11 protein-coding genes and 1 pseudogene are annotated in these 16,483 nt (G+C 71.3%); 6 read left to right on the top strand and 6 right to left on the bottom strand.

Annotated features, from left to right (window positions below; all coding sequences use genetic code 11):
* Positions 1-207 precede the first annotated feature (207 nt).
* Complete coding sequence (locus tag TN53_RS04145) at positions 208-2,067, top strand: RICIN domain-containing protein (RefSeq protein WP_046256936.1); 1,860 nt, start codon at positions 208-210, stop codon at positions 2,065-2,067.
* A gap of 9 nt (positions 2,068-2,076) precedes the next feature.
* Here the strand turns inward: TN53_RS04145 and TN53_RS04150 are convergent, their stop codons facing one another.
* The 3 genes from TN53_RS04150 to TN53_RS04160 all read right to left on the bottom strand — a co-directional run bounded on the left by TN53_RS04150 (position 2,077) and on the right by TN53_RS04160 (position 5,487).
* Positions 2,077-3,333, bottom strand: a complete 1,257-nt coding sequence (locus TN53_RS04150; RefSeq protein ID WP_046256937.1) for an arsenic transporter — start codon at positions 3,331-3,333, stop codon at positions 2,077-2,079.
* 75 nt (positions 3,334-3,408) lie between these two features.
* Positions 3,409-4,053, bottom strand: a complete 645-nt coding sequence (locus TN53_RS04155; protein ID WP_046256938.1) for a DUF4232 domain-containing protein — start codon at positions 4,051-4,053, stop codon at positions 3,409-3,411.
* Between the two features lie 81 nt (positions 4,054-4,134).
* Complete coding sequence (locus TN53_RS04160) at positions 4,135-5,487, bottom strand: serine/threonine-protein kinase (RefSeq protein WP_046256939.1); 1,353 nt, start codon at positions 5,485-5,487, stop codon at positions 4,135-4,137.
* Here TN53_RS04160 and TN53_RS49460 point away from each other — a divergent pair.
* Positions 5,404-5,706, top strand: a pseudogene (locus tag TN53_RS49460) (RNA polymerase sigma factor); the annotation flags it as partial. The gene TN53_RS04160 and the pseudogene TN53_RS49460 sit on opposite strands and share 84 nt — an antisense overlap.
* A 5-nt stretch (positions 5,707-5,711) precedes the next feature.
* Here the strand turns inward: TN53_RS49460 and TN53_RS04165 are convergent.
* The gene (locus TN53_RS04165; protein WP_046256940.1) at positions 5,712-8,090 is read right to left on the bottom strand and encodes a SpoIIE family protein phosphatase; all 2,379 of its coding nucleotides are present in this window, start codon (positions 8,088-8,090) and stop codon (positions 5,712-5,714) included.
* 259 nt (positions 8,091-8,349) lie between these two features.
* Between TN53_RS04165 and TN53_RS04170 the strand changes: the two genes are divergently transcribed.
* Both TN53_RS04170 and TN53_RS04175 read left to right on the top strand, forming a co-directional pair.
* Positions 8,350-11,448: a glycoside hydrolase family 2 TIM barrel-domain containing protein gene (locus TN53_RS04170; RefSeq protein ID WP_046256941.1), complete on the top strand. Its 3,099-nt coding sequence runs from the start codon at positions 8,350-8,352 to the stop codon at positions 11,446-11,448.
* 224 nt (positions 11,449-11,672) lie between these two features.
* Entirely contained in the window at positions 11,673-13,916 is a 2,244-nt protein-coding gene (locus TN53_RS04175) for a glycoside hydrolase family 9 protein (RefSeq protein ID WP_046256942.1), read from the top strand.
* 62 nt (positions 13,917-13,978) lie between these two features.
* On the opposite strand, the gene TN53_RS04180 is transcribed toward TN53_RS04175, so the two are convergent.
* Together TN53_RS04180 and TN53_RS04185 are read right to left on the bottom strand one after the other, a co-directional pair.
* The gene (locus TN53_RS04180) at positions 13,979-14,701 is read right to left on the bottom strand and encodes a 2OG-Fe(II) oxygenase (protein ID WP_046256943.1); all 723 of its coding nucleotides are present in this window, start codon (positions 14,699-14,701) and stop codon (positions 13,979-13,981) included.
* A 14-nt stretch (positions 14,702-14,715) separates the two neighbouring features.
* Positions 14,716-15,207: a methylated-DNA--[protein]-cysteine S-methyltransferase gene (locus TN53_RS04185; RefSeq protein ID WP_046256944.1), complete on the bottom strand. Its 492-nt coding sequence runs from the start codon at positions 15,205-15,207 to the stop codon at positions 14,716-14,718.
* A gap of 192 nt (positions 15,208-15,399) precedes the next feature.
* On the opposite strand from TN53_RS04185, the gene TN53_RS04190 reads away from it, so the two are divergent.
* Complete coding sequence (locus TN53_RS04190) at positions 15,400-15,645, top strand: hypothetical protein (RefSeq protein WP_046256989.1); 246 nt, start codon at positions 15,400-15,402, stop codon at positions 15,643-15,645.
* A gap of 3 nt (positions 15,646-15,648) precedes the next feature.
* Positions 15,649-16,026: a toxin Doc gene (locus TN53_RS04195; RefSeq protein WP_046256945.1), complete on the top strand. Its 378-nt coding sequence runs from the start codon at positions 15,649-15,651 to the stop codon at positions 16,024-16,026.
* The last annotated feature ends 457 nt before the right edge of the window (positions 16,027-16,483 follow it).

Raw genomic sequence — 16,483 nt, forward strand, 5'->3', positions numbered from 1 at the left:
TCGGTTCTAAGTATTGACGAGCCGTCAATAGGGCTGGCTGCGCACGCAATGCACAAAACTGAATGATCTCTTGTTACATCTCGCTGACCTGTGCAAAGGTTATGCCTTGTCGGCGTGCAGACATTAGAATCCGCGCGCCTTGACCGCTCCCGTACGCCCCCCACGCTTCACAAGAGCTGTCGTCGTCGGGACCGCATACCCCTTGGTATGGACTTTGCTTTGTATGCCCCCGAGAGGAATGCAGCCGTGAATGCCGACGCCACGGACGAACAACTCAGCGCTGAGCTGAAGAAGTGGACCGGGGCCGCGCCCGCGCTCCATCCCGTCGGTGAACTCCTCGACCGCCACTGGGAAGCGGCCTTCGCCTATGCCCGGCTGTGCACCGACAGCGCGCGTTCCGCCGGAATGCTCACGACCGCGGCTTTCACCCGGCTCTTCGGTGAAACCCTGCGACAGAACGGGCCGACGGCCGCCTGGCGTCCCCAACTGCTCGTCACCGTGCGCCGGATCGCCGCGGAGTGGGACGGCGACCGCAGACGGGAACAGCTCCACCCCGAACTGCGCTCCGGGGCCGAGGACAGCGACCGCGCCGCCGTCCGGCTGCTGCCGCCCGCGGAGCGGCGACTGCTGTCCGGCGCGTACCAGCGGCTGCCCCAGTCGGCCCGCTGCCTGCTGTGGCACAGCGAGGTCGAGGCCGAGCCGCTGTCCGTTCCGGCCTCCCTGCTGGGACTGGACGAGGAGGACGCCGGCGTCGAACTGCGCCGGGCCCAGGAGCGGTTGCGCGAGGAGTGCCTCCATGTGCACCGCGAACTCGCCCCGGAGCAGGAGTGCCGCAGCTACGTCAGGATGCTGGACGTCACCTACCGGCGCGGTGGCGTCGACGTCGACCCCGATCTGCGCGCACACCTGGACCGCTGCAAGCACTGCCGCGACACCGCCGACCAGCTCCACCAGTTCAACGACGGCCTCGGCGTCGCCCTGGCGGAAGCGGTGCTCGGGTGGGGCGGCCGCGCCTACGCCGAATCCCGCAGTGCCGCGCACGAGGAGCCGGCTCAGGCGCCTGAGCCGCCGCAGGCGCAGCCCATGGCCGTTCCGGGCGAGCCCTTCTTCGACGTGACCCCCGCCGCGCCGCGCGCGGCCCGCGGAGCCTGCCCCTCGCGCACGGCACGCAAGGAAGCCCGCCGCGCCGCCGCCCGGCGCCGCAACCTCGCCGCCGCGGTCCTCACCGTCAGCGGGCTGGTCGTCCTGCCCCTCGTCCTGTGGTCGGTCCTCAGTGGCGGGGACACCACCCCCTCGGCCGGCGGCACCCAGGCCTCCGAGACACCGGACACCGGAGCGGGCAAGTCCTCCTCCGACTCCTCGTGGGTCGGCTCCGGCAAGGACGTGGAAGGCACGCTGCGCGGCCGGCTGCACAACGTCGACTCCGGACTCTGCATAGGCGTCGTCGGCAAAAAGGCCGTCGAGGACGCGGAGACCGAGCTCGCCAAGTGCTCCTCGAAGACCGACCAGCAGTGGACGTACGAGACGAACGGAACGCTGGCCAGCGTCGCGGCCCCGGACCTGTGCCTGGACTCCCACCTCGGCTACTCGGTGCGGCTGGCCCCGTGCACCGGCACCGACAAGGCGGAGACCAAGAACATCCGCTACGACTTCACCCTCCAGGGCAACCTGGTGCCGCGCTGGGACCAGGACCTGGCCCTGACACCCGCCGCCACCGACGGCACGGGCGCTGTGGTCCTGAAGTCCCGTGCCGACATCGCCGCCCAGCGCTGGGTGTTCGACACTTCCAGGACCGACCCCCAGATGGAGGTGGTCAACTGGGACGCGCAGGTCGGCACCACGAAGAAGGCGCCCGCCGTGACGCCTACGCCGACGCCGACGAAAAAGGCCTCACCGACGCCGTCCCCGAGCCCCTCGACCGCTGGGCCGACCCCGACGAGCCCGTACCCCAGCGGCATGCCCTGCTACGGGTACTACTGCTCCTGGGACGGCCAGTACGGCAGCGGATACGGCGGAGGTTACGGCTACGGCTACGGGGGATACGGCGGGTACGGCGGCCGGCGCTGACCGCCCGGCTCACACCCCGACGACCTGTTGCGACACCCACAGCGCCAGTGTGGCCGGCACCAGCGCGGCCGGGACGGCGAGCAGACCGAGCCGGGTGAACTCCCCGAGCCCGACCTCCTGCCCGTGCCGCTGCACGATCCGCCGCCACAGCAGGGTGGCGAGCGATCCGGCGTACGTCAGGTTCGGGCCGATGTTCACCCCGATCAGCACCGCGAGCACCGCCCCGGGACCGGCCGTGGCGGTCAGCGGCAGCAGGACCAGCACCGCGGGCAGGTTGTTGATCAGGTTCGCCAGGACGGCGGCCAGCGCGGCGATCCCGAGCAGCGCCACCAGCCCCGAGCCCTCGGGCAGGACGTGCCGCAGCGCGTCGGCGAGCCCGTTGTCGACGACCGCGCGCACGACGACGCCGAGCGCCAGCACGAACGCCAGGAACCCCGGAGCGGCGGACTTCACCACCGTGAGCGGGGTGGCCTGCCGGCGTACGAGCGCACGCCCCGCCAGCACCAGCGCGCCCACGAGGGCCACCCACGCCGGCTCGATGCCGACCGCGGACGCCACGACGAACCCGGCCAGCGTGCAGCCCACGGTGACGAGCGCGAAGACCGGCAGTTCGGGCGTCTCAGCGGTGTCGGACCGGGCCACGGGGGCTTTGAGGTCGTCCTCGAAGAAGCGCCGGAACAGCAGATACTCGGCGCCGATCGCAACCAGCCAGGGCAGTGCCATCAGCGCCGCGAACCGGGTGAAACTCAGCCCGCTCGCCGCGAACGCCAGCAGGTTGGTCAGGTTGGACACCGGCAGCAGCAGCGACGCCGTGTTCGACAGGTGCGCGCAGGCATAGAGGTGCGGCTTGGCCCGGACGCCGCCGCGGGCCGCGGTGGCCAGCACGACCGGCGTCAGCAGCACCACCGTGGCATCCAGGCTGAGCACGGCCGTGATCGCCGACGCCAGCGCGAACACCGCGGTCAGCAGCCGGCCGGGGCGGCCCGCGGAGCTGCGAGCCATCCATGCCCCGCAGGCCCGGAAGAGTCCCTCGACATCGCAGAAGTGGGCGAGGACCAGCACCGCGGCCAGGAAGCCGACCACCGGTCCGAGCCGCTCGACCTCCGCCCACGCATGGTCCGGGGAGATCGCCCCGGTCGCGATCACCAGCCCCGCCGCCGGGACCGCGAGCACCGCCTCCGGCAGGCCCTTGGGGCGGACGACGGCCCAGGCGAGTACGGCGACGAGCAGGGCTATGGACAGGGTTTCGGCGAGCGGGGTGTTCAGGAGCGGTCCTTCGAGACGTGGTCGTGCCGTACCTCTGCATGAAAACAGCCCGAGGTAAGAGCCCCGTGCACCGGGTCAGGCGCCGGGCCCCTTGTCGAAGAACGTGATGGACACCGCGGACTCGTTGCCGGACACCGGCACCTCACCGGCCGACCACGCCACCTTCAGCGGGTCCCGCTCGTCCGGCGGGGTCACCAGCAACGCGTCCGGGTTGGCGGTACGGGCCCCGCTGACCTCCGGGTTGGAGAACGTGATCCCCGACCACGCGTTCTGCCCCGGCGCCAGCTTCACGGTGACCGGCGTGCCGGGGGTGCGCTTCGGGTCCGGCCCCAGCTGTTCGCCGGAGGCGTCGACGAACGCGGCGCCCGGATAGCCGTGGAGGGTGCAGGTACGGGACGAAGTGTTCGTCAGGATCACGGGGAAGTTCTCCTGCCCCGCCCCCGGGTCGTTGCGGCCGAGCGTGGCCTCCAGCTCGGAGGTGTGGCAGCGGGTACGCCTGCTGGGCGTGCCGGACGTGCTGGTGGCGGGGGAGGGCGTCTCGGCTGTGGCGGTCGGTTCCACCGTGGACGCGGCCGTCGTGCCGTCGCTGGTGGCCGGGGCGGCCGTGCCGGGCAGCGTCCGCGGCGCGGACGCGGAGCCGCCGCCGTCACCGCAGGCGGTCAGAAGGCCCAGCAGTGCGGCCGCACTCACCAACAGAGCCGATCGGTACGTGTTCACCATGACTCTCCACACTCCTCCTATGGCGCGGTGTGCCCCGTCATGAAGGTCCGATGCGGGCGCGGCCGGAAAAAGTTCGCGCGGTCAGCCCCCGACCCGGACCGAGCCGAGGACCCGCCGGATGCCCGACGGCTCGCTCTGCTCCCGGATCTGTACGTACACCTGCGGCTGCCCGCCGCCGTCCGGGGGAGTCAGCCCGGCCTCGACCACGGAACCGCCGCCCGGGCAGTCGCTCCACGTGCGGACCCGGCCGTGCCACACGGACAGGGTGTGGTCGCGGGCCCCGTCGTAGTGACAGCCGGGATGAGTGAGGGCGTTCACCAGGGCCGTGACATCGCCCCGCCCGACCATGCCGACGAACATTCCGTCGACGTCCGCGCCGAGGTCCTGCCACCGCGCCAGGTCGTCCGCGACGGCGAACCCCGGCTGATGGCCGGCGGGCAGACCCAGCACACGCGGATCCCACCCCGAGCCACGCACCTGACCGGCCCACGTGGCGGGCACCACGGCCGCGACCCGGCCGGTGGCGTCCTCGATCCGCAGTTCGGTCGGCGCCGACCCGTGGTCCATCAGCGCGAAGGCCGGGCCGGCCACGGCCACCCCGGCCGCCAGAACGAGCAACCGGTGGCGCCGCCGCCGGGGCCTCGGACCCGTCGCCAGCCGCTCCAGCTCCTCGGCGAAGGCCCGCGCATCGGGCCAGCGGCGCTCCCGGTCCGGCCGCAGCGCCCGCATCAGGGCCCGCCGTACGCCGGGATCCAGGCCCGGACGCAGCCGGTCCGGCCGTACGACCTTCCCCGGCGCGCCCGGCACGCTGCCGGTGACCAGGTGATAGCCGACCGCGCCCAGGCTGTACACAGCGGCCCGCGCGTCGATGCCCGCACTCGGCTCGGCCTGCTCGGGCGGCCGGTATGCCGCCGAACTCGCGGCCGGCGTGAGCCCGGACGCCTCGGCCGGCGTCTTGGCCGGCCCGAGGTCGGCGAGCAGGACCTCCCGGGCGCCGTCCGGGCCGGTGCGCAGCAAGAGGTTGGACGGGTTGACGTCCCGGTGCCCGATCCCCGCCTCGCGCAGCGCGGCGGCGGCACGGGCCGCCAGCGCGGTGAGCCGCAGCGCCTCAGGGACGGGGAGCGGACCGTCGTCGAACAGGTCGGCGAGGGTGCCGCCGTCGGCGTACTCCATCACGAAGTACGGTCTGCCATCGGGCAGTTCGCCGATGTCGTAGACCTGCACCACCCGCCGCGAACCGGCCCGGCGCAGCAACCGGGCCTCGGACAGGAAGAGTTCGCGGATGTCCAGTCGGTGCGACCAGTTGTCGGCGAGGACCTTCACGGCGACCGGCGCGTCGAGTGTGTCGTCGTGCGCGAGCCACACGGTTCCGAACGTGCCTGTACCCAGGGGGCGTTCGATCCGGTAGCGGCCGATGCGCTCGACGGAGTGCATACGACCATCATGCCTGCCCCGCGATCCACAGTGAGGGGAGCGCCGCGTGCCGTCCTCGACCGAGGAGCGGAGGCGGCGCAGGACGTGCTGCTCCAAGTCGCCCGGAAGATCGGCAGGTTCGAGGGCCGCAGCCGATCCAGCACCTGGCTCCACACGGTCGTCGCCAACTGGGCACGCCAGAAGTACCGCGAACTGAAACGCCGTTCGGCCGAGCGGCCCGACCGTCAGTCGTCCTCCTCGAGCAAACCGATCTCGGCCCAGATCGTCTTGCCCTCGGTGGTGTGCCGGCTGCCCCAGCGCTGGGTGAGCTGGGCGACCAGGAGCAGTCCGCGGCCACCCTCGTCCCACGTCTTGGCGCGCCGCAGATGCGGGGCCGTGTGGTTGGTGTCCGACACCTCGCAGATCAGCGTGGTCTCGTCGTGGATTAGCCGCAGCCGGATGGGGCGCGCGCCGTAGCGGATGGCGTTGGTGACGAGCTCGCTCACCACCAGCTCCGCGGTGAACGACGCCTCCAGGAGCTCCCAGGTGCCCAGCTGGTCGACGACCTGTTTGCGGATCGGGCCGACGAGCGCCGGGTCGGCGGGGATGTGCCAGGTCGCGACCCGGGCGGCGGGCAGCCCTCGGGTGCGGGCCAGCAGCAGCGCCACGTCGTCGGCGGAGCCGCCCGCCGGGAGCAGGGTGTGCAGGACCCGGTCGCAGGTCTCCTCCAGCGACTCCGAGTACACCGACAGCGCCTCGCGCAGCAGTGCGTGACCGGCGTCGGCGTCCCGCTCACGGGACTCGATCAGGCCGTCGGTGAAGAACGACAGCACGGTGCCCTCACGCAGCTCCAGTTCGGCGGACTCGAAGGGCAGTCCGCCCACGCCCAGCGGCGGGCCGGAGGGCAGGTCGACCAGCTGCGGAGCGGCGCCCGGCGTGATCATCACCGGCGCGGGATGTCCGGCGCGGGCCAGGGTGCAGCGCCGCGACACCGGGTCGTAGACCGCGTACAGACAGGTGGCGCCGACCTCGCCGGGGCTGCCCTCGCCACCGGCCTCCGCGGACAGCCGGACGACCAGGTCGTCGAGGTGGGTGAGCAGTTCGTCGGGGGCGAGGTCGATGTCGGCCAGCGTGCGAACGGCGGTGCGCAGCCGGCCCATCGTGGCGGAGGCCTGGATGCCGTGGCCGACCACGTCCCCGACGACCATCGCGACCCGCATCCCGGACAGCGGGATCACGTCGAACCAGTCGCCGCCTACCCCGGCCCGCGCTGCCGGGAGATAGCGCGAGGCCGCGTCCACGGCGGCGGTGCGCGGCAGCTTGCGGGGCAGCAGACTGCGCTGCAGGGCGAGGGCGGTCTCCCGCTCGCGGGAGAAGCGGCGGGCGTTGTCGATGCACACGGCCGCGCGGGCCGTCACCTCCTCGGCCAGCAGCACATCGTCGGGCGTGAACGGATCCGGCCGCCGAAACCGTGTCAGCACCGCGACGCCGAGGGTCAGACCACGGGCCTGGATCGGCACCGACATCGTCGAGTGGATGCCGTACTCCTGGACCCGCTCGCTGCGCGCCGGGTCCCAGGACAGCCACTGGTCGAGCTCCCCGGAGGCCACGGTGGCGACGATGGTGGCGCCCGCCACCAGTGAGTCGGCCTGGGGTGAGGTGGCCGGGTACGGCTCCAGCTGTCCGGGCTTGACGACGGCCTCGGGGGTGCCGGGGTTGACCGACTGGTGCGCGGCTCGGCGCAGCCCGACCGGCGCGGTGAGCACCGGCGGCGGATCGCCGTTCTCCTGCGGGTCCAGCAGGTCGATGCTGACGAAGTCGGCGAGCGCGGGCACACAGACGTCGGCGAGTTCCTGCGCCGTCCGGGTGACGTCGAGGGTGGAGCCGATCCGCACGCTCGCCTCGTTGACCAGCTGGAGCCGCTCCCGGGCGAGGTAGTTCTCGGTGAAGTCGTGCGCTGCCAGGCACACCCCCCGCACCCGCCCCTCGGCGTCGGTGACGGGGGCCATCCGGGCCAGCCAGGCGTGCGCGGCCCGCTCCCCGCCGGTCCGCATGTACGTCTGGACGTCCTCGGCGCGGCCCGAGGCGAGCACCCGCAGCAGGTGCCGCTCCAGCTCCGCGCTCTCCGGCTTGCCGCCGATCTCCGACAGCCTGAGGCCCCGGATGCGCTCCTCGGGCAGCCCGATCACCTCGGCCATGGCGTCGTTGACCCGGGTCAGCCGCAGCCGCTCGTCGTAGACCGCGACGGCGCAGGGCGACTGGACGAGCGCCGCCGTGGCGAGGGGGCCGTCCGGGGAGCCGGTGACCTCCAGCGGGGTGACCACGAGCCATTGACCCGGGCTGCCGTCCCGCGAGCGTCTGTGGTGGGCGAGCAGCCAGACGGACACGGTGCCGCCGTCGCGGTGGCGGAGCGTGACGGTGCCGTCCCAGCGCGGGCCCCCGGGCGCGAAGACCGCGTCCGGACCGCCGTTGACCAGCAGATTCGCGGCGGGGCGACCCAGGACATCAGGAGCGGGGTGGCCCAGCAGGCGCTCGGCGCCGGCGTTCCACTCCCGCACCGTACCGAGGTCGTCGATGACAGCCCGTGCCGTCGCGGCATCGTCGAACGGGTAGTCCGGGCTCATCGTCGCCACTCCATCGCGGACACTCACAGTGAACAGGCGCGTCACTTGAGTGCCAGCCTAGTCCGTCACGCTCGCGCGCGGACGGGAACCCCCTGGGCACCCGGAGGCACCGGCATGGGGGACATCCGGCCGTTGTGACGCGCGGGGCAGCCGTGTGTGATCGCACCCTTGACGGCCCGGTGTGGCACGGCGTCAGAATCTGTGTGTTCACGATCAGTTGTGAGTACTTCTGGGCCCTGATGAGGGAGAGCCGCACGCCATGACGGTCACTCGCAGATCTGTCCTGATCGCCTCCGCCGCCGCGCCCGCGGCCGGAGCGTTCCTGAGCCCCTCGGCGGCACTGGCCGCCGAGGCCGCCGCGCAGGGCGCCTCGGGCCGCAGCACGGTCGCCCTGCGCGACGGCTGGCGCTTCGCGCTGGTCAACCCGGGCGGGATCACCGACCCGACCGGCGCCTACGCCGGCGCCGCCGACCCCGACTACGACGACTCGGGCTGGCGTCAGGTCGCCGTGCCCCACGACTGGAGCATCGAGCTCGCCCCCACCACACAGAACGGCACCACCAGCGGCACCGGCTTCTTCCCGGGCGGCCTCGGCTGGTACCGGCTCGCTTTCACCCTGCCGCCCGCGTACGCCGGCAAGCGGATCTCGGTGGAGTTCGACGGCGTCTACATGGATGCGTACGTGTACTGCAACGGCACCGAGGCCGGCCGCCACCCCTATGGCTACACCGGTTTCGCCTTCGACGTCACCGACCTGCTGCACACCGACGGCTCCACCGAGAACGTGATCGCGGTCAAGGTGCAGAACCGGCTGCCCAGCAGCCGCTGGTACTCGGGCAGCGGCATCTACCGCGAGGCCCGCCTCGTCGTCACCGAGCCGGTGCGCGTGAAGCGCTGGGGCACCTACGTCACGACACCGCAGGTCACCGAGGAACGGGCGCTGGTCCGGGTGCAGACCTCCGTGGTGAACGGGTCCGGCACCGCGAGCCGGGTCGAGATCCGCTCGACGGTCCAGGACGCGCGCGGCCGGACGGTGACCCGCGCGGCGACCACGCTGGCCGTCACCGACGAGGCCACGCAGACCCATGAACTCACCGTCCCCGAGCCCAGGTTGTGGGACTTCGACGACCCGCACCGCTACACCCTGCTCACCGAACTCCGCGTGGCCGGCAAGACCGTCGACACCCACCGCACCCCCTTCGGGATCCGCACCTTCGGCATCGACCCCGACGAGGGCTTCCACCTCAACGGCACCCACGCCAAGTTCAAGGGCGTCGACCTCCACCACGACCTCGGCGCGCTCGGCGCCGCCGTCAGCATCGACGCGATCCGCCGCCAGATGACCATCATGAAGTCGATGGGCGTCAACGCCTTCCGCACCTCCCACAACCCGCCCTCGCCGGAGATGATCCGGGTCTGCGAGGAGCTCGGCATCGTGATGCTGGTGGAGGCGTTCGACTGCTGGAAGACCGGCAAGACGCGCTACGACTACGGCCGGTTCTTCGACGAGTGGTGCGAGAAGGACGCGACCGAGATGGTGCTCGCGGCCCGCAACTCGCCCGCCGTGCTGCTGTGGTCGATCGGCAACGAGATCCCCGACTCCACCTCCACCGCCGGACTTGCCATGGCCGACCGGATCATCGACGCCATCAGGGCCGTCGACGACACCCGCCCGCTGATCATCGGCTCCGACAAGTACCGGCGGCTGCCCGCCAAGGGCTCGGCGGCCGATCTGATGCTGGCCAAGCTGGACGGCCTCGGCCTCAACTACAACACGGCCAAGTCGGTGGACCAGTTGCACGAGGCGTACCCGCATCTGTTCCTCTTCGAGTCCGAGTCGTCCTCCGAGACCTCGACCCGCGGCGTCTATCAGGAGCCCGAACACCTCAACACCGGCGAGAACCACACCCCGGGCGGACGCGCGGTGTCCTCCTACGACAACAACCTCGCCTCCTGGACCATGAGCGGCGAGTACGGGCACAAGAAGGACCGGGACCGTCAGTGGTTCACGGGCCAGTTCCTGTGGTCGGGCATCGACTACATCGGCGAGCCGACGCCGTACGACGTCTTCCCGGTCAAGGCCTCCTTCTTCGGGGCGGTCGACACGGCCGGCTTCCCGAAGGACATGTACTACCTCTTCCGGAGCCAGTGGACCAGCGAGCCGATGGTTCATCTGCTGCCGATGACCTGGAACCACACGGAGGGTGGCACGGTCGAGGTGTGGGCGTACTCCAACGTCGCCACCGTCGAGCTGTTTCTCAACGGGAAGTCCCTCGGCACCCGGACCTTCGACACCAAGAAGACCGTCGACGGCCGGGAGTACCTGGAGACCACCGAGGCCACCGGCGACGACAAGACCTTCACCGACGGCCCCTACCCCGGCAGTTACACGAGCCCCAACGGCAGCGCGGGCAAGCTCCATCTGACGTGGAAGGTGCCGTACCGGGCGGGGGAGTTGAAGGCGGTGGCCCGCCGCGGCGGCAAGGTCGTCGCCACCGACGTGCTGCGCACGGCAGGCCCGGCGCGTGCCGTACGGCTCAGCGCGGACCGCAAGTCCCTTTCGGCGGACGGGCGTTCGCTGGTCTTCGTGACCGCGGAGATCGTCGACGCCCGCGGAGTGGTCGTACCCGACGCGGAGAACCTGATCACCTTCGAGGTGAAGGGCGGCTCCCTCGCCGGACTCGACAACGGGCGTGAGGAGAGCGCCGAGCGCTACCAGGCCGCCACCCGGACCGCCTTCTGCGGGAAGGCGCTCGCGATCGTGCGGTCGGGCACGGAGCCGGGCGCGCTGAAGGTGATCGCCCGCGTGGAGGGCCTCAAGGCGGGCACCGCGAGCCTGCACACCGAGCCGGCCCGGTCGGCCGCGACCACTCCTGCGGCCGATTTCGCCCCGGACCACCCGGCACCGCCGAACTATCCGTACGCGGACGCCAGTTACTCGGGCCGTCCGGACACCCTCCCCGCCGCCATGCTCGACGGCGACGCGACCACCGGCTGGTCCAACGCCTTCAGCAAGGCCGCCACGGCCCTTCTGCCGCTCTTCAACGGTGCCAGGGCCGAGGACTGGGTCTCGGTGGACCTCGGACGCACCCGGACCTTCGACCGCGTGGAGGTCTCCTTCACCTTGAGCGCCACCCACGCCCTGCCCGCCTCCGTCGAGGCCGAGGTGTGGGACGGCAAGCGGTATGTGCGGGTACAGGGCGCGGCGGTCGAGTGGGCCTCGGACTCGGACGCGCCGACGGTGATGACCTTCGCTGCGGTCCGAGGCTCCCGACTGCGGCTGAACCTGACCAGTAGCCGCCCGGGAGAGGTGCAGGGGGCGATCCGCATCAGCAGGCTGGAGATATCCGCCACCTGAGTAGCGTCACGGTCCGGACAGCCGGTTCCGGCAACACCCCAGGGGCGCGGAGAACTGCGGACCAGCCACGATGGCGCCGCAGCCGAAAACGGCCCACCCAGCGGAGTGTTTCGTCTCGTCCGGACCGTTGACGTGGTGTCATGCCTGCAACAAGCATGACCTCGACCGTCTATTGGGAGCGCTCCCATACCGATCGCACCCGCAGCTCACCGAGGAGCCCGGACGTGAAAAGACGCAGAACCGCCCTGTTGTCCCTGACGGCCCTGCTGGGAGCGGCACTTGTGGCCTCCCCGGTGTCCACGGCCGCCGCCGAGGAGGTCGAGCAGCTCAAGAACGGCACCTTCGACACCACCACCGAGCCGTGGTGGGCGTCCAGCAACGTCACCGCGGGCCTGTCCGGCGGACAGCTGTGCGCGCAGGTGCCGGGCGGCACCACCAACCGCTGGGACGCCGCCGTCGGCCAGAACGACGTCACCCTGGTGAAGGGGGAGTCGTACAAGTTCAGCTTCACCGCGAACGGTTCGCCCGCGGACCACGTCGTCCGCGCGATCGTGGGCCTCCAGGTCGCGCCGTACGACACCTACTTCGAGGTCAGCCCCCAGCTCAGCGTGTCCGGCGACTCCTACGCGTACACCTTCACCTCGCCCGTCGACGCCACCCAGGCCCAGGTCGGCTTCCAGCTCGGCGGCAGCGCGGACCCCTGGCGGTTCTGCGTGGACGACGCCTCACTGCTGGGCGGCGTGCCGCCCGAGGTGTACGAGCCGGACACCGGGCCCCGGGTGCGCGTCAACCAGGTCGCCTATCTGCCCTCCGGTCCGAAGAACGCCACGCTGGTCACCGACGCGACCGCGAAGCTGCCCTGGCAGCTGAAGAACGCCGCGGGCCGTGTGGTCGCCCAGGGTTCGACCACGCCTCGCGGCACGGACGCCTCGTCCGCGCAGAACGTCCACTCCATCGACTTCGGTTCCTACAAGAAGCAGGGCAAGGACTTCACCCTGGTCGCCGACGGCGAGACCAGCCGCCCCTTCGACATCGGCACGAGCGCCTACGAGCAGCTCCGCACGGACGCCGCGAAGTACTACTACACCCAGCGCAGTGGCATCGCGATCCGTGACGACCTGCGCCCGGGCTACGGCCGCGCGGCCGGCCACATCGACGTCGCGCCCAACCAGGGCGACGGCGACGTGCCCTGCCAGCCGGGTGTCTGCGACTACACCCTCGATGTCACCGGCGGCTGGTACGACGCCGGCGACCACGGCAAGTACGTCGTCAACGGCGGCATCTCCACCTGGGAGCTGCTGAGCACCTACGAACGCTCCCTGCACGCCCGCACCGGACAGCCCGCCAAGCTCGGTGACGGCACCCTCGCCATCCCGGAGAGCGGCAACAAGGTGCCGGACATTCTCGACGAGAGCCGCTGGGAGCTGGAGTTCCTGCTGAAGATGCAGGTGCCCGCCGGTCAGCCGCTGGCCGGGATGGCGCATCACAAGGTCCACGACGAGGCGTGGACGGGCCTGCCGCTGCTGCCGAGCGAGGACCCGCAGAAGCGCGAACTGCACCCGGCGAACACCGCGGCGACCCTGAACCTGGCGGCGACGGCCGCACAGGCGGCCCGCCTCTACCGGCCCTACGACAAGGCGTTCGCGTCCAAGGCCCTCACCGCCGCCCGCAACGCCTGGACCGCGGCCCTCGCCCACCCGGACATCTACGCCGACCCCAATGACGGCACCGGCGGCGGCGCCTACCCCGACAGCGACGTGACCGACGAGTTCTACTGGGCGGCGGCCGAGCTGTATCTCACCACCGGGGAGAAGACCTTCGCGGACCGCGTGCTCGCCTCGCCCGTCCACACCGCCGACATCTTCGGCCCCCTCGGCTACGACTGGGCCCGTACCGCCGCGGCCGCCCGCCTGGACCTGGCCACCGTGCCGAACAAGCTGCCCGGCCGGGACAAGGTGCGCCAGTCGGTGGTCAAGGGCGCGGACGGCTACCTCGCGACACTCAAGGCACAGCCGTACGGCATGCCGTACGCCCCCGCCGACAACCTCTACGACTGGGGCTCCAACCACCAGATCCTGCACAACGGCATCGTCATCGCCACCGCGTACGACATCACCGGCGGCTCCAAGTACCGTGACGGCGCCGTGCAGTCCATGGACTACATCTTCGGCCGCAACGCGCTGAACATGTCGTACGTGACGGGCTACGGAGAGGTGAACTCCCACAACCAGCACGCCCGTTGGTACGCCCATCAGCTCGACCCGAGCCAGCCGAACCCGCCGAAGGGAACCCTGGCCGGCGGACCGAACTCGAGCATCCAGGACCCCTACGCACAGAGCAAACTCCAGGGCTGCGTCGGTCAGTTCTGCTACATCGACGACATCCAGTCCTGGTCGACCAACGAGCACACCATCAACTGGAACTCCGCCCTGACCCGGATGGCGTCCTTCGTGGCCGACCAGACGTAGCGCGGAAACTGCTCGCCGAGGGGCCCCATGACACTCCCACGAGGTCATGGGGCCCCTCGCGGTCAGGACGCGTCGTGGAAGACGAGCCCCAGTGCGTGCCGCCGGCCCGAGCGCACCGTGCTCACGCCGTGCCGCATCGCCCCGGCCGACCAGCCGCGCCGGGTGCGCACCGGCCGGTCCCGGGTGGTGAACACCAGACCGTGGCCCTGCCGCAGCACGGTGGCCGTGCCCCGTGACTGGGCCCTGGGCCGCTGCTCGACCATCAGGAACTCACCGCCCGTGTAGTCCGTGCCGTACGCGTCGAGCCCGACCACCACCTGGAGCGGGAAGACCAGTTCGCCGAACACGTCACGGTGCAGGGCGTTCCAGTCGCCCTCCCCGTAGCGCAGCAGGATCTGCGCCGCCCGGTCCTGCCCGGCTGTGTGACACCGCTCCAGCCACTCCTCCAAGGAGTCCGGCCACGGTGCCGGACGGCCGAGCCGGTCCGCCCAGTCGCGGGCGACGGTCAGCAGGCGCGGATAGAGCGCGGCCCGCAGGGCGGCCACCGGGGCGGGCAGGTCGTGGGTGAAGTACCGGTACTCGCCCGAACCGAAGCGATGCCGGGCCAGGTCGACGGTGGTGCGGAACAGCTCCGGCTTCTCGTACAGCGCGGCCAGGTCGGAGCACTCGGCGGGCGTCAGCAACTGCTGGGTGGGTGCGCTGCCGTGCTCGTCCAGTGCGGCGGCCAGCGCGTCCCAGTCGGTCCGGGCGACGCGCCCGCGGGCCTGTGTGAGGGTGGGGGTCATGGTGGTTCCTCCCGTCATCCGAGCATCGGCTGCAGCGCACCCTCGAGCGTGAGCAGCCGCACCTTGCGCTCCACGCCGCCCGCGTAGCCGCGCATCGAGCCGTCTGCGCCGATCACCCGGTGGCAGGGCCGCACGATCAGCAGGGGGTTGGCACCGAGCGCGGCGCCCACCGCCGGGGTGTCGGCCCGCGCCACACCGAGCTTTTGGGCGAGCGCGCCGTACGTGGTCGTGGTGCCGTACGGGACGCTGTCGAGCGCCTGCCACACCCGGTGCCGGAAGTCCGTGCCGTCGGCGGCGAGCCGCAGCTCGAAACGGGTGAGCCGGCCCGCGAAGTAGGCGGACAGCTGTTCCTCGGCCTCGGCGAAGGCCGCATCGTCGCGCCGCCACTCGGGGCGGACGGCCGGCGCACCCCGCTGCCCCGGCATCGACAGCGAGGCGAGTCCCGACTCCCCGCCGACCAGGAGCAGTTCACCGAGCGGGCTCTGCATCGTCGTGTACGTCGTCATGGGTCCGTTCCCTTCCCTTCCCTTCCCTTCCCTTCCCTTCCCTTCCCTTCCCTTCCGCTACGAGTCTGCTGCGCGGACTGGGAGGGTGCTGGCGGAAATCGGACAGGGTGCTCAAGCCTCGCGGTACCCCTGTGCACTGGCTTTGAGCAGGGAGTATTTACGAGTAAGTACCTCAGCGGTACCGTGAAGGGCATGCCAGCTCTCAACGTGGAGTTCAGTGACCGCGAGCTAGAGGACCTGCGGCAGATCGCCAAGGAGCGCGGTACGTCGATGAAGGCCCTCGTACGGGAGGCGGCCGCGGCCGACATCGCACGGCATCGCGCGCTCCAGGAGGGTGCGGAGGCCTTCCGGCGGTTCTTCGCGGCCCATGCCGACGAGTTTGCCGCCGCGTTCCCCGACGACGAACCGGCGGTCAAGGGCGAGGGACGGGTCGTCTGACCGATGTCTCCCGTGGTCCACATCGACGTGCCCTGGCTGCTCCAGCGTCACGAAGAGGTCCTGCCCGACCAGCCCACGATCAACGACTTCTCCGCCTTGGTGGCAGCCGTCGCCCGCCACCGTGTCGACCCGCCCCGCCTCGGCGTGGACTCCGACCCGGCCTGGCGGGCCGCCGCCCTGCTGCACACCCTCGCCCTGCTCAAACCCCTGCCGTCGGCCAATGCCCGTTTCGCCTGTGCGACGGCGGTGGCCTACATGTTCGTCAGCGGCGTCGGCATCGACCCGCCCTACGGCGCCCTCGTCGACCTCGCCCGCGATCTGATATCCGGCAAGACCGATGTGTACGGCGCGGCCGACCGGCTGCGCTCCTGGCAGATATAGGGCCTGACCGCCGACCGGCCGCCTTCGCCTCAGGCCGGGGCCGACCCCGTCCCGCCCTCGGGGCCGCCGACCGAGGGCGGGAGGATCGGGGTCGGCGGCCGTTTCGCGCAGGAGAGCCGCCGTCCCGCGCGTGGCCTTCGAGGGGCCGGTACCAGTGCACTACGGGGTGGTGCGCGCCGGGAGCGTGCGCGTCGCTCCGGCGCGTGCGCGTGTTTCACACGGGGCGCCTGAAATGCCGTGGAGCACCACGGACGACCTGCGTGGCGACCGGTTCTGACTTTCCTTCAACGGTACGTATGTTGCTCAAGTGCCTTGTTGGTCATGACAGTGTTGTGCAAGGGTGAACTGCCCGTGCGGGGGGTAATGGCCGGGTCTTCTTTCGTCCGGTGGGGAACCCGGGCGGACGGGTCTGGTGAATTCGTGCTCCTCGCGCCTCGCCAAAAAAAGGTATACACCA

The sequence above is a fragment of the Streptomyces sp. WM6386 genome (assembly GCF_000972385.1).
In the GTDB taxonomy this organism is placed as follows: Bacteria; Actinomycetota; Actinomycetes; order Streptomycetales; family Streptomycetaceae; genus Streptomyces.

Bases quoted from the DNA above. Each gene is read 5' to 3' on its own strand.
- TN53_RS04145 (WP_046256936.1), top strand. From the start codon at position 208: ATGGACTTTGCTTTGTATGCCCCCGAGAGGAATGCAGCCGTGAATGCC.
- TN53_RS04155 (WP_046256938.1), bottom strand. From the start codon at position 4,053: ATGGTGAACACGTACCGATCGGCTCTGTTGGTGAGTGCGGCCGCACTG.
- TN53_RS04160 (WP_046256939.1), bottom strand. From the start codon at position 5,487: ATGCACTCCGTCGAGCGCATCGGCCGCTACCGGATCGAACGCCCCCTG.
- TN53_RS04165 (WP_046256940.1), bottom strand. From the start codon at position 8,090: ATGAGCCCGGACTACCCGTTCGACGATGCCGCGACGGCACGGGCTGTC.
- TN53_RS04170 (WP_046256941.1), top strand. From the start codon at position 8,350: ATGACGGTCACTCGCAGATCTGTCCTGATCGCCTCCGCCGCCGCGCCC.
- TN53_RS04180 (WP_046256943.1), bottom strand. From the start codon at position 14,701: ATGACCCCCACCCTCACACAGGCCCGCGGGCGCGTCGCCCGGACCGAC.
- TN53_RS04185 (WP_046256944.1), bottom strand. From the start codon at position 15,207: ATGACGACGTACACGACGATGCAGAGCCCGCTCGGTGAACTGCTCCTG.
- TN53_RS04190 (WP_046256989.1), top strand. From the start codon at position 15,400: ATGCCAGCTCTCAACGTGGAGTTCAGTGACCGCGAGCTAGAGGACCTG.
- TN53_RS04195 (WP_046256945.1), top strand. From the start codon at position 15,649: ATGTCTCCCGTGGTCCACATCGACGTGCCCTGGCTGCTCCAGCGTCAC.